Below are 13,438 nucleotides of genomic sequence, written 5' to 3' on the forward strand. Positions count from 1 at the left end.
GCGCGCGGCGGGGGTGCCCGCGGCCGCCTGTCACCGCGGCAATGACTGCAGCGGGACCAAATTTCAGCTGGTGCAGGCGTGCCGAGGGTTATCCACAGATCCCGGATTGCCCCTTTCGTGGCGCAGGCCCTGATGACACGCTGGGAGGCATGAACAAGCCGCGCCTGATCCTTCCGGCGGATTTGAGACTGGTGGTACAGGACTCCAGGAAGCTCGCCCAGCGAAAGAACAAGGGAGAGCTGGTGCGCATCCGTCGGGGCGTCTACACGAAATCCGACGACTGGAACAGTTCCAGTCCGGCGCAGCAATATGGGCTCCGGGCTGCGGCGTTCCAGGCGCTGGCACCGCGCCAACCCGTCCTGTGTCATGCAACCGCAGCACGCCTAGGGGGACTGTGGATTGTCGGACTGCCGTCAAAGCTGCACGTGGTGACGGAGACCGCCACCAGCGGACGCAACAACAACGGGGTCATCCGTCACCTTGGATCGCTGACCAACGGCGTCGTGCAGTGCGGTCCGTTCCTGCCCACCGACAAGCTGACCACCACCGTGGCACTGGTCAAGGGGCTGTCGTTCCCTTTTGCGGTCGCTGTCTGCGACTCCGCCCGGCGATCCCCCGAGGCCGGCCAGGCTGTCAACGAATTCATGGCCGCCGGCTCCGTGCCCGACCTCCATGAGCTGTCACGGGAAACTGACGGTCCACAGGGACAGGCCGTTTCGGTGGACGATCTGCGCGGCCGCCGGCCGTCTCGGCAGCAGGGCTGCCCGCGAACGAACCTTGGCGGTCATCAACTTCGCCTCGGACCTGTCCGGGTCTGCAGGTGAATCCATCAGTCGCGCCAAGATGTTCCAATTCGGATTTCCCGCACCAGTGCTCCAACAGCCGTTTGTCCTGCGTGACCGCAGAAAGGCAAAAGTCGACTTTTGGTTTGAGGAACAACGGGTCGTCGGCGAATTCGACGGCAAGGGCAAGTATCTCCGCGCCGACGGGGGTGCAGGCCTGTCCATCCAGCAACGGGTGATGAAGGAAAAGGCCCGTGAGGACCAGATCCGCGCCCAGGGCGTCGGGTTTGTCCGTTGGGAATGGAAGGAAATGATGAACCGTCAGCAGTTCATCCACTTGTTGCGCCGAGCCGGGCGGCCCCGGAAATGACGTGCCACGGCAATTCCGGGTGGCGGACACTAGGCCTCGGCCGGCTCCTCGTACTTCGGGAAGACCGGCGCCGGGGCGGGCAGGACGGTACCGGGCACCAAGGGCACGGAAATGGCAGCAAACTGGCGGACGGCGTCGTCCGGGGCGGTGCCCTGGCCCAACATGTCCAGCAGCTTCGCGGCGGCGTCCGGCATGACCGGCTGGACCAGGATCGAGACGATCCGCAGCACCTCCAGGGTCACGTACAGCACGGTTTCCATGCGGGGGACGTCCGTCTTGCGCAGCACCCACGGCGCCTGGTCGGCAAAGTAGGCGTTGGTGTCGCCGAGGACGTGCCAGATCTTCTCCAGTGAGCCGTGGAAGTCCTGCACCCCATACGCGGCGCGGGACTGTTCCAGCAGGGCGCCGGCGGCGGCGAGGATCGCCTCGTCGGCCGCGGTCAAGGCACCGGGCACCGGCACCACACCGCCGCAGTTCTTGGCCACCATGGACAGGGACCGCTGGGCCAGGTTGCCCAGGTTGTTGGCGAGGTCGTGGTTCATGCGACCCACCACGGCTTCGTGGTTGTAGGAGCCGTCCGCGCCAAACGGGACCTCGCGGAGCAGGAAAAAGCGCACGGCGTCGAGCCCGTACTGGGCCACCCAGTCGGCCGGCGCCACCACGTTGCCCAGCGACTTGGACATCTTCACGCCGTTGTTGTGCAGGAAGCCGTGGATCATGACGCGCTTGGGCAGTTCGATCCCGGCGGACATCAGGAAGGCCGGCCAGTACACGGCATGGAAGCGGGAGATGTCCTTGCCGATGACGTGCACGTCCGCCGGCCAGTACTTCCTGAACGATTCCGATTCCGTGTCCGGGTAGCCGACGCCGGTGAGGTAGTTGGTCAGCGCGTCGACCCACACGTACATGACGTGCTTGTCGTTGCCGGGCACGGGGACGCCCCAGTCGAAGGTGGTGCGGCTGACGGAGAGGTCCTCCAGCCCGCCCTTGACGAAGCTGATGACCTCGTTGAAGCGGGTGCGCGGGGCACCAAAGTCGGGCTGGTCGGCGTACAGGGCCAGCAGCCGGTCCTGGTAGTTGGAGAGGCGGAAGAAGTAGCTTTCCTCCTCCGTCCAGGTCAGCTCGGTGTCGGTGACCTTCGAGTAGCGCTTGCCGTCCTCGCGCAGTTCGGTCTCGTCCTCGCCGTAGTAGGCCTCGTCGCGGACGGAGTACCAGCCCTCATACTTGCCCAGGTAGATGTCCCCGGCCTCTTCCATCTTTTTCCAGATGGCCTGCGACGCCGCATAGTGGTCGGCGTCCGTGGTGCGGATGAAGCGGTCGTAGGTGATGCCCAGCGCCGCGTGCGCCGCCTTGTAGATGGCCGCGTTGCGGTCCACGAGCTCCTTGGGCGTGATGCCCTCCTTCTCGGCCGCCTGCGCAATCTTCATGCCGTGCTCATCCGTGCCGGTCAGGAACATCACGTCAAACCCGTCCAGGCGCTTGAAGCGTGCCATGGCGTCGGTGGCGATGTACTCGTAGGCATGCCCGATGTGCGGGACGCCGTTCGGGTACGTGATGGCGGTGGTGAGGTAGTAAGGCGTCTTGGCCGAGTCAGTAGATGTCACCCTACGAATTTACCGTGAAGCAGCCGGTTTCGCCGCTTCGTGTCCGGCGCCCGGGCGTTAACGTGCGACGGCGGCACCCGGGTGGGATGTTCGTCCCACCCGGGTGCCGCCGTCGTCCGGTTCCCGGCAGGCCCGGCGTCAGTCTTCCAGGTCGACCTCGCGGGCCACGGTGGCGCCGATGCCTTCCTTGATGGCCTCCAGCACGCCCTGGGGGACGGCGCTGTCGACGGTGATGAGGGCCAGGGCCTGGCCGCCTTCGCTGTGGCGGGCCACCTGCATGCCGGCGATGTTGACGTTGTTTTCCCCGAGCAGGCGGCCGAGGGTGCCGACCACGCCGGGGCGGTCCGCGTAGGAGATGACCAGCAGGTGGTCGCTCATCGGGATTTCCAGCTCGTAGCCGTTGATGCCCACGATCTTCTGGACCTGCTTGGGCCCGGTCAGGGTGCCCGCCACGGAGATCTGCGAATCGTCGGAGAGCGCACCGCGGATGGTGAGCACGTTGCGGTAGTCGCCGGATTCCAGCGTGGTGATCAGGCGGGTGTTGATGCCGCGCTGTTCGGCCAGGACGGGGGCGTTGACGTAGGACACCTGCTCGGAGACGACGTCCTTGAACACGCCCTTGAGCGCGGAGAGTTCCAGGGCCTTGACGTCCAGGGCGGCAATTTCGCCGGCCACCTCGACGTCGATCTGGGTCACGGAGGCGTGGGTCAGGGCGGTGAAGATCCGGCCCAGCTTCTCGATCAGCGGGATGCCCGGGCGGACGTCGGCGGCGATGACGCCCCCGGCGACGTTGACGGCGTCGGGCACCAGTTCCCCGGCCAGGGCCAGGCGCACGGACTTGGCCACGGAGACGCCGGCCTTTTCCTGGGCTTCGCCGGTGGAGGCGCCCAGGTGCGGGGTGACAATGACGTTGTCCAGGCCCAGGAAGTCGACGTCCGTGGCAGGTTCCTTGACGAAGACGTCAATGCCGGCGCCGGCAATTTCGCCGTCGCGCAGGGCGATGTTGAGCGCGGCCTCGTCCACCAGGCCGCCGCGGGCGACGTTGATGACGTAGGCGCTCTTCTTCATCTTCGCGAACGCCTCGGTGCCGATCATGCCCAGCGTCTCCGGCGTGCGGGGCATGTGGATCGTGACGAAGTCGGACTGCTCCAGCAGCTCGTCCAGGCCCATCAGCTGCACGCCGAGGCTGGCGGCGCGGGCGGAGGTCACATAGGGGTCGTAGGCAATGATCTCCATGCCGAAGGCCTTGGCACGTTCGGTGATCAGGGCGCCGATGCGGCCCAGGCCGATGATGCCCAGCTTCTTCTCCAGCAGTTCCGTGCCGGTGTACTTGGAGCGCTTCCACTCGCCGTTCTTCAGGGCGGTGCTGGCGGCCGGGATGTGGCGGGCCAGGGAGAGGATGTGGCCGATGGTCAGTTCGGCGGCGGAGACGATGTTCGACGTCGGCGCATTCACCACCATGACCCCGGCCTGCGTTGCGGCCTTGATGTCCACGTTGTCCAGCCCCACACCGGCACGGGCAATGACCTTCAGCTTCTTGGCGGCCGCAATGGCCTCGGCGTCGACCTGGGTTGCGGAGCGGACCAGGATGGCGTCCACGTCCTCAATGGCGGTGAGCAGCTGGGACCGGTCGGACCCGTCCGTCTGGCGGATTTCAAAGTCGGGGCCCAGTGCCTCGACCGTGGCGGGTGAAAGTTCCTCTGCGAGGAGTACGACTGGCTTGGTGGCGCTCACCTGTGACCTCTTTAGCTCTCGGGTATGTTCTGGTGGGGATTTTGGTGGCTGGTTTTTTGCGAAGCGAATCAACAAAAAAGCCGGACTCCAGTTTATGGGAGTCCGGCTTCCTTGGCCGTAACATTCGGCGGTGGCGGCGACGCAAGCGATGCACGTCACACGCCCGGAGGATGCGTGTCAGCGGGCGACGGAACCTTCGGTGTAGTCGTCCGCGGACTTGATCCAGGAGAACAGCTTGCGCAGCTCGCGGCCGGTGGCCTCGATCGGGTGGTCCTCACCCTTCTTGCGCAGCGCCTTGAACTCGGGGGCGCCGGCGTCCTGGTCGTCGATGAAGCGCTTGGCGAAGGCGCCGTTCTGGATGTCCGCCAGGACCGCCTTCATGTTTTCCTTCACGTCGGGGGTGATGACGCGCGGGCCGGAGACGTAGTCGCCGTACTCTGCGGTGTCGGAAACGCTCCAGCGCTGCTTGGCGATGCCGCCCTCAACCATCAGGTCAACGATGAGCTTGAGCTCGTGCAGCACCTCGAAGTAGGCGATTTCGGGCTTGTAGCCGGCCTCGGTAAGGGTCTCGAAACCGTACTGCACCAACTGGGAGGCGCCGCCGCAGAGAACTGCCTGCTCGCCGAACAGGTCGGTTTCGGTCTCTTCGGTGAAGGTGGTCTCGATGACGCCGGCGCGGGTTCCGCCGATGCCCTTGGCGTAGGACAGCGCCAGTTCGCGGGCCTTGCCGGACGGGTTCTGCTCGACGGCGATCAGGTCCGGCACGCCGCGGCCTGCTTCGAACTCGCGGCGCACAATGTGGCCCGGGCCCTTGGGGGCGACCATGGCGACGTCGACGTCGGCCGGCGGCTGGATGTAGCCGTAGCGGATGTTGAAGCCGTGGCCGAAGAAGAGTGCGTCGCCGGCGTTCAGGTTCGGGGCGATCTCCTCGGCGTACACGAAGCGCTGTACCTGGTCCGGGGTCAGGATCATGATCAGGTCCGCTTCCTTGACGGCGTCGGCAACGCTGAGGACGCGCAGGCCCTCGGCCTCGGCCTTGGCGCGGGACTTGGAGCCTTCCTTGAGGCCGACGCGCACGTCGACGCCGGAATCGCGCAGGCTCAGTGCGTGTGCGTGGCCCTGGCTGCCGTAGCCAATGACGGCGACCTTGCGACCCTGGATGATGGAGAGGTCTGCGTCGTCGTCGTAGAACATGTCGGTCACTGTGTAACTCCTTGAATAATTGTTGGGTGCTGCTGTGTTTTCACTACGTTTGCGTGGCGGCCGCGGACGGCCGCCGGTGCGCTGGGAAACGCTGCGCTAGGAGGCGCGAAGTGCCCGGTCGCTCATGGAACGGGATCCCCGTCCGATGGCCAAGGTGCCGGATTGCACAATCTCGCGGACGCCGAAGGGCTCGAGCACATTGAGCAGTGCCGTGAGCTTGTCCGGGTGGCCGGTGGCTTCGATGGTGAGCGAGTCGGTGGACACGTCGACGACCGAGGCACGGAAGAGGTCTGCGGCTTGGGTGACCTGCAGCCTCGTGGCGGCATCCGCACGTACCTTGACCAGGATGTGGTCCCGTTGCACGGAGTTCTCTGAAACGAGTTCAACAATCTTGATGACGTTGACCAGTTTATTCAGCTGTTTGGTGACTTGTTCAATCAGGTCCCCGTCGGCGTCGACCACGACGGTCATCCGGGACACCCCGGAGACCTCGGTGGGACCGACGGCCAGGGAATTGATGTTGAAGGCGCGGCGGGCGAACATGCTGGCCACGCGGGTCAGGACGCCGGGCTTGTCCTCAACCAGGACGGAAAGGGTATGGCGTGTCATGTCTAGTCCTCTTCTTCCCACACCGGGGTCATGTTGCGGGCCACCTGGATCTGGTCGTTGCTGACGCCTGAGGGGACCATTGGCCACACCATGGAGTCGGGGCTGACCACGAAGTCAATGACGACGGGGCGGTCGTTGATGGCGAGCGCCTTTTCAATCGTCGCGTCAATGTCCTCGACCCGTTCGCAGCGCAGGCCCACACAGCCGTAGGCGTCGGCGAGCTTGACGAAGTCCGGCACGCGCATGGAGTCATGGCCCGTGTTCAGGTCGGTGTTGGAGTAGCGGCTGTTGTAAAACAGGGTCTGCCACTGGCGCACCATGCCGAGCGAGGAGTTGTTGATGACGGCAACCTTGATCGGAATGTTGTTGATCCGGCAGGTGGCCAGTTCCTGGTTGGTCATCTGGAAGCAGCCGTCGCCGTCAATGGCCCAGACCACGCGGTCCGGGTTGCCGACCTTGGCGCCCATGGCTGCGGGCACCGAATACCCCATGGTGCCGGCGCCGCCGGAGTTCAGCCAGGAATGCGGGCGCTCGTACTTGATGAACTGTGCGGCCCACATCTGGTGCTGCCCGACGCCGGCCACGTACACGCCCTCCGGGCCCGTCAGCGCGCCGATGCGGGAGATGACCCGCTGCGGGGACATGAGGCCGTCCTCCGGTTCGGTCCAGCCCAGCGGGTAGGTCTCGCGCAGGTTTCCCAAAAACGCCCACCAGTCGCTGAGGTCCGGGGTTCCGCCGGCCTCAAACTCGGCCTTCACCGCGGCGGTGAGGTCCGGGATGATCTCCTTGACCGAGCCCACGATCGGGACATCGGCCGTGCGGTTCTTGGAGATTTCCGCCGGGTCGATGTCTGCGTGGATCACCTTGGCATGCGGGGCGAAGCTGCTCAGCACGCCGGTAACGCGGTCGTCAAAACGGGCGCCCAGGGTGATCAGCAGGTCCGACTGCTGCAGCGCCGTCACGGCCGAGACGGATCCGTGCATGCCCGGCATGCCCACGTGCAGGGGGTGCGAGTCCGGGAACGCGCCCCGGGCCATCAGGGTGGTGGCCACGGGCGCACCGGTCAGCTCGGCCAGCTCCATGAGTTCCTTGGCGGCGTGCGCCTTGATGACGCCACCGCCCACGTACAGCACCGGCTTCCTGGCCTCGCGGATCAGCTTGGCGGCCTCGCGCAGCTGCTTGGAGTGTCCGCGGAACACGGGCCGGTACCCGGGCAGGTCGATGACCGGCGGCCAGGAGAACGTCATCTGGCCCTGCTGGGCGTCCTTGGAGACGTCCACCAGGACGGGGCCGGGCCGGCCGGTGGAGGCGAGGTGGAACGCCTCCGCCAGGATGCGCGGAATGTCCTGGGCGTCGGTGACGAGGTAGGAGTGCTTGGTCACCGGCATGGTGATCCCGACGATGTCGGCTTCCTGGAAGGCGTCCGTGCCGATCACGGAGCTGGAGACCTGGCCGGTGATGGCCACGAGCGGCACCGAGTCCATGTGGGCGTCCATGATGGGTGTGACCAGGTTCGTGGCGCCCGGACCGGAGGTCGCGATGCACACGCCGACCTGGCCGGTGACCATGGCGTAGCCCTGGGCCGCGTGCCCGGCACCTTGTTCATGGCGGACCAGGACATGGTTGAGGGAGGAGGCCATGAGGGGGTCATAGGTGGGCAGGATGGCTCCGCCGGGAAGCCCGAAGACGTCCTTGACGCCCAGCTCTTCAAGTGAACGGACAAGTGCCTCGGAGCCGGTCATTTGTACGGGCGCCACAACGTTGTTGGGGCCGACGACGGCGGTGGCCGGGCTGGCCGGGCTGACTGCTCCTGAGCTGCTTCCTGCCGTGGCACCATGTCCGTGGGACTTGGTGGCCATCAGCGCAGGGCTGGCGGGCTTTCCTTTACTCATCGGTTCTTCCTTTGCGGAACTCGTGTTCTTGGTACTTCCATGGCTTGCGTTTCGGGTCGCTTACGCAGTGTTACGAGTTGCCATACTGTGGTGGAAACAAAAAAACCCCTCAGCCGTCAGGCTCTCATCGAGGGGTTTGCACGTGTTGCGACGTTCTCTTCACTGGTTTGTCAGAGGGTCATGGCCTTATGGTGTGGCCATTTTGCGTCACGCGCTAGCTAATGACGACTACGAGCAACATGTTCATGTCTGTAGTCTTTCCTTTTGCCGCCGGAGGTGTCAAACAGCATACCCCGTGATTCCAGCATGTGGACGCATGGTCCACTCTGTGGAATCACCCGCAGTAGGCGCCGGTGGAGGCGCTGTTGACCAGCTTCGCATACTTGGCCAGCACGCCCGTGGTGAACTTGGCCGGCAGCGGCCGCCACGCCACCTTGCGTGCCTCCAGTTCGACGGGCTCCACCAGGAGGTCGAACGACCGGGCGGCGATGTCCACGCGGATCCTGTCGCCGTCGCGCACAAAGGCGATGGGTCCGCCGTCGGCCGCTTCCGGGGCCACGTGGCCGATGCACAGCCCGGTGGTGCCGCCGGAAAAGCGCCCGTCCGTCAGCAGCAGCACCTCCTTGCCGAGCCCGGCTCCCTTGATGGCGCCGGTGATGGCGAGCATCTCGCGCATGCCCGGGCCGCCCTTGGGGCCTTCGTAACGGATGACGACGACGTCCCCGGCGTGGATTTCGCCGCTGTCCAGCGCGTCCAGGGCGCCCTGCTCGCGTTCAAACACGCGGGCGGTTCCCTCGAACACATCCAGGTCAAAGCCGGCGCTCTTGACAACGGCGCCTTCCGGGGCGAGCGAGCCGTGCAGGATGGTGATGCCGCCGGTCTTGTGGATGGGGTTGTCCAGGGCGCGCAGCACCTTGCCGTCGGGGTCCGGCGGGTTGATGTCGGCAAGGTTTTCCGCCACCGTCCTGCCCGTGACGGTGAGGGCGTCGCCGTGGAGGAGCCCGGCGTCGAGCAGTGCCTTCATGATGACCGGGACGCCGCCGATCCTGTCGACGTCGAACATGACGTAGCGGCCAAAGGGCTTCAGGTCGCCCAGGTGCGGGATCCTGTCGCCGATGCGGTTGAAGTCCTTCAGGGTCAGGTCCACCTTGGCTTCGCGGGCAATGGCGAGCAGGTGCAGGACGGCGTTGGTGGAGCCGCCGAAGGCCATGGTCACGGCGATGGCGTTTTCAAAGGCTTCCTTGGTCATGATGTCGCGGGCACGGATGCCCTTCTCCAGCAGGTGGACCACGGCCTCGCCGGACTTGCGGGCGTACATGTCGCGGCGGCGGTCGGCACTCGGCGGGGCGGCCGAGCCCGGCAGCGACATGCCGAGGGCCTCGCCGATGCAGGCCATGGTGTTGGCCGTGTACATGCCGCCGCACGCGCCTTCGCCGGGGCAGATGGCCCGTTCGATGCTGTCCAGGTCCTTCATGCTCATCCTGCCGGCGGCGCAGGCACCGACCGCCTCGAAGGCGTCAATCAGGGTGACTTCCTTTTCCGTGCCGTCCTCCAGCTTGGCAAAGCCGGGCATGATCGAGCCGGCGTAGAGGAATACGCTGGCCAGGTTCAGGCGGGCCGCGGCCATGAGCATGCCGGGCAGGGACTTGTCGCAGCCGGCCAGGAGCACCGAGCCGTCCAGGCGCTCGGCCATCATGACCGTTTCCACGGAGTCGGCAATGACCTCCCTGGAGACCAGGGAGAAGTGCATGCCCTCGTGGCCCATGGAGATGCCGTCCGAGACGGAGATGGTGCCGAACTGCATGGGGAAGCCATCCGCCGCGAAGACGCCTTCCTTCGCGCCCTGGGCCAGCCGGTTCAGGGACAGGTTGCAGGGGGTGATTTCGTTCCAGGAGCTGGCGACGCCGATCTGGGGCTTGCGGAAGTCGTCGTCGCCCATGCCCACCGCGCGGAACATGCCGCGCGCCGGGGCGGCGTGGATCCCGTCGGTGACGACCCTGCTGCGGGGCTTGATGTCCGGCTTGCCCTCTGCGGTCCGGACAACTTCTTCTGCTGAATTGGCATCCACGCTCATGGGGGCAGTCTATGACGGAGATCACGTCCCGGCCAGCCTTTGCCGCGGGTCGGCCCTCAGGAAGGGCCGGGGAAGGGCAGGGAAGACCGCCGGAAGGGCTCGGGAGGGAACATGGGGCGGCCGTGCCGGTTTCAACGCGGAAATTCGTGTCCTGGCCGCCAATAAACCGCGTCTTTCCCGGGATTTTGACCCCGGCCGCCTGTGATCTGTGCCGCAAACGGACTTTTCGATTTCACACCCGCCCAAAAACCATGTAGTGTTTCATGTCGTTGCAGGGAACACAACGGACACAAACCGGCGTGAACCGCTGCAGCCAGAAGATGCACCTCTAGCTCAATTGGCAGAGCAATTGACTCTTAATCAATGGGTTTCGGGTTCAAGTCCCGAGGGGTGCACAGTTGAAAGACGGCCTCCGGTCCGCTTAGGCGGACCGGAGGCCGTTTTGTTTTCCCCGCCAGGTGCGCGAGCGCCGCCCGGCCGCTGCCCGGGCAGGTGGCCTCCGATGCCGCCGAAGGCGGGGCCCGCCGCGAATTTAAGGGTCCACGGCAACTGGCCTAGGCTGAAGTGAACATCCCGCCGCGTTCCCTTGCGGCGCCCGTCCACACACCGCCCCAGGAGCCACCATGACCGAACGCCTCGTCCCCGGCGACACCGCCCCGGCCTTCAGCCTGCCCAATGCCGACGGCGGCACCACGGCACTGCAGGACTTCACGGGCCAGAACGTGGTGGTCTACTTTTACCCCGCCGCGGCAACGCCGGGGTGCACCAAGGAGGCCTGCGACTTCCGCGACAACCTGGCGTCGTTGAAGTCGGCCGGCTACCAGGTGCTGGGCATCTCCCCCGATCCCGTCGCCAAGCTGGCCAAGTTCGCAGCCAAGGAGGAACTCACGTTCCCGCTGTTGTCCGACGAGGACCATGCCGTTGCGGACGCCTACGCTGCGTGGGGTGAGAAGAAGAACTATGGGAATACGTACCAGGGGCTGATCCGCTCCACGATCGTGGTCGACGGCGGCGGGAAGGTGGCACTGGCACAGTACAACGTCCGCGCCACCGGCCACGTCGCCAAGCTGCGCCGTGACTTGAAGATCGACGCCTGATCGAAAATCGGCCCTCCGGCCCGCCCGTTTCGCGATCCTGGCGCGGCCGCAAGGCCGGCAACGGCAGTGATCAATGTGTGCGCAAGAGGGGACTTGAACCCCTACGCCCGAAGGCACAGGTACCTAAAACCTGCGTGTCTACCAATTCCACCACTCGCGCCGGCAAATACATGCGGTAAAGACCTGCACAATACTACCCGGCAATCCCCCCGGCCCGTCACACCCGCAACCACGGCTCCAGCCCGCAGCCTGCCGCTGCCGGGCTTGAGCAACTAGGATGAGTGGCTGACGGAACACCCTGCGGCAAGGAGAACCCCCACGTGCCACTTCAGGCCCGCACGCAACGCACGCCGAGCCGACGCACGCCGCACCGGGCCGCGGGCAGGGCGGGCCGTCAGCACCCGCGCACGCGAGGCCTGCTCGCGGCGGCGATGGCCGCCGTCGTCCTGCTGGGCGTGACTGCCTGCTCGGGGGCGCCGTCACCGGGCCCGAGCGCCACGGGGCAAGACAGCGCCAATGCGGCCCCCGTGACCTTCCGCTTTGGCACGGGCGCGGACCCGGCGGGCCTGGATCCGGCGCTGGTGGCGGACACGGAATCGTACCGGGTGACGCGGCAGGTCCTGGAGGGGCTCGTGACGGTCGACCCCGTCACGGGGGCGCCGGCGGCAAGCCTGGCGACGTCGTGGAAGGAGTCCGACGGCGGGCTCAGCTACCAGTTCAAGCTGCGCCCCGGCGTCACGTTCCAGGACGGGACGGCGTTCAACGCGGAGGCCGTCTGCAAGAACTTCCAGCGCTGGTACACCTTCCCAAAAAATGTCCGCGGCGACGGTTCCGGCACCATGTTCAAGCAGGTTTTCCGCGATTTTTCAGACCAGCCCAACGACTCGCTGTACGGCGGCTGCACCGTGGACGGGCCGCTGGAGATGACCCTGCAGCTGAAGCGGCCGCTGACAGGCTTCCTGCAGGCCCTCACGCTTCCCTCGTTTGCGATCTCCTCCCCCACGGCACTGGCGAAGGGCACGGCAAACATCCTGGACCGGACGCTTAACGGCAACAAGGTGTCCCGGTACGCCCTGCACCCTGTCGGCACGGGACCGTTCATGTTCACCTCCTCGGCCAAGGGCAGCGTCACCATGACCGCCTACCCGAAGTACTGGGGCAAAAAGGGCCAGATCCACACCCTCATCTTCACCACCTACAACGAACCGGTGAGCCGGCTCGCCGCACTGGAGGACGGCACCCTGGACGGGTTCGACCCGGTGACGCCAAGCAACTTTGACAAACTGGTCAAGGCCGGAAAGCAGGTGCTCCAGCGCGACCCGTTCTCCGTGATGTACCTGGGCATCAACCAGGCCATCCCCGTGATGAAGGACGACAAGGTGCGCGAGGCCATCGCCGCCGGCATCGACAAGACCACCATCGTGGGCAAGTTCTTCATCGCCGGCACGGCCACCGCGGGCCAGTTCATCCCGCCCAAGCTCAGCGGCTTCAACAACGCCGTGGCGGGCATCCCCTACGACCCCGTCAAGGCCAAGGCGCTCCTGAAGGAATCCAGCTACCGGGGCCAGGAAATCAAGTTCTACTACCCCACCGACGCCACCCGCACCTACCTGCCCACCCCCGAAAAGGTGTATGCGGAAATTGCGCGCGAGCTGACGGCCATCGGCTTCAACATCAAGCCCGTGCCGATCGCCTGGAACGCCGGCTACGTCCAGGCCGTCACCCGCCCGGGCGACCACGCACTGAGCCTCATGGGCTGGAACGGCGGCTACGCCGACCCGGACAACTTCGTGGGCCCGCTCTTTGGCGCCCCCAATGGCGAGCTCGGCCTGCAGGACCCCCAGCTCGTCTCAAAAATCACCCGCGCCCGGAGCCTGCCCAACGGGCCCGAACGCGTCGCCGCCTACGACGCCATCAACAAACTGATCGCCACCTCCGTCCCCGCCGTCCCCATTGCGTTCCCGATCTCCGCGATCGCCCTTTCCGACAAGGTTGCCAGCTACCCGCTCAGCCCTGTCCTGAACGAAGTCTTCAACCAGGTGACGCTGGCCCCCGGCAAATAGCGCCCCGCGT

The 13,438-nt window shown here is 65.9% G+C and carries 10 protein-coding genes and 2 tRNA genes; 5 read left to right on the forward strand and 7 right to left on the reverse strand.

Features of this window, described 5'->3' with window-relative positions; genetic code table 11:
- The first annotated feature begins 149 nt into the window (after positions 1-149).
- Both MMF96_RS03975 and MMF96_RS03980 read left to right on the forward strand, forming a co-directional pair.
- Positions 150-824 (forward strand): hypothetical protein, encoded by a 675-nt coding sequence (locus MMF96_RS03975; protein WP_256882623.1) that lies wholly within the window; start codon positions 150-152, stop codon positions 822-824.
- A complete protein-coding gene (locus MMF96_RS03980) occupies positions 778-1,152 on the forward strand; it encodes a hypothetical protein (RefSeq protein WP_256882624.1) in 375 nt (124 codons plus the stop codon). Before MMF96_RS03975 ends, MMF96_RS03980 begins: the two co-directional genes overlap by 47 nt.
- Before the next feature lie 29 nt (positions 1,153-1,181).
- Here the strand turns inward: MMF96_RS03980 and metG are convergent, their stop codons facing one another.
- The 6 genes from metG to ilvD form a co-directional block, all read right to left on the reverse strand.
- Complete coding sequence (gene metG, locus MMF96_RS03985) at positions 1,182-2,756, reverse strand: methionine--tRNA ligase (RefSeq protein ID WP_256882625.1); 1,575 nt, start codon at positions 2,754-2,756, stop codon at positions 1,182-1,184.
- 138 nt (positions 2,757-2,894) lie between these two features.
- On the reverse strand, positions 2,895-4,490 hold the full coding sequence (gene serA / locus MMF96_RS03990; RefSeq protein ID WP_176616546.1) for a phosphoglycerate dehydrogenase: 1,596 nt from the start codon (positions 4,488-4,490) through the stop codon (positions 2,895-2,897).
- A 177-nt stretch (positions 4,491-4,667) separates the two neighbouring features.
- Positions 4,668-5,693 carry a ketol-acid reductoisomerase gene (ilvC, locus tag MMF96_RS03995; protein WP_176616547.1) on the reverse strand — a complete coding sequence of 342 codons (1,026 nt, stop codon included), beginning with the start codon at positions 5,691-5,693 and terminating at the stop codon, positions 4,668-4,670.
- A 96-nt stretch (positions 5,694-5,789) separates the two neighbouring features.
- The gene (gene ilvN, locus MMF96_RS04000) at positions 5,790-6,302 is read right to left on the reverse strand and encodes an acetolactate synthase small subunit (RefSeq protein WP_176616548.1); all 513 of its coding nucleotides are present in this window, start codon (positions 6,300-6,302) and stop codon (positions 5,790-5,792) included.
- Positions 6,303-6,304: 2 nt separating this feature from the next.
- Positions 6,305-8,194: an acetolactate synthase large subunit gene (locus tag MMF96_RS04005; protein ID WP_256882626.1), complete on the reverse strand. Its 1,890-nt coding sequence runs from the start codon at positions 8,192-8,194 to the stop codon at positions 6,305-6,307.
- Between the two features lie 334 nt (positions 8,195-8,528).
- A complete protein-coding gene (gene ilvD / locus MMF96_RS04010; RefSeq protein ID WP_256882627.1) occupies positions 8,529-10,268 on the reverse strand; it encodes a dihydroxy-acid dehydratase in 1,740 nt (579 codons plus the stop codon).
- Positions 10,269-10,590: 322 nt separating this feature from the next.
- Between ilvD and MMF96_RS04015 the strand changes: the two genes are divergently transcribed.
- Both MMF96_RS04015 and bcp read left to right on the forward strand, forming a co-directional pair.
- Positions 10,591-10,663, forward strand: a tRNA-Lys gene (locus MMF96_RS04015).
- Positions 10,664-10,891: 228 nt separating this feature from the next.
- A complete protein-coding gene (gene bcp, locus MMF96_RS04020; protein WP_256882628.1) occupies positions 10,892-11,365 on the forward strand; it encodes a thioredoxin-dependent thiol peroxidase in 474 nt (157 codons plus the stop codon).
- 78 nt (positions 11,366-11,443) lie between these two features.
- On the opposite strand, the gene MMF96_RS04025 is transcribed toward bcp, so the two are convergent.
- Positions 11,444-11,525: transfer RNA gene (locus MMF96_RS04025), tRNA-Leu, on the reverse strand.
- Positions 11,526-11,646: 121 nt separating this feature from the next.
- Between MMF96_RS04025 and MMF96_RS04030 the strand changes: the two genes are divergently transcribed.
- Positions 11,647-13,428, forward strand: a complete 1,782-nt coding sequence (locus MMF96_RS04030; RefSeq protein ID WP_375141397.1) for an ABC transporter substrate-binding protein — start codon at positions 11,647-11,649, stop codon at positions 13,426-13,428.
- Positions 13,429-13,438: the final 10 nt, after the last annotated feature.

This window comes from Arthrobacter sp. STN4, assembly GCF_024539665.1.
Taxonomy (GTDB): Bacteria; Actinomycetota; Actinomycetes; order Actinomycetales; family Micrococcaceae; genus Specibacter.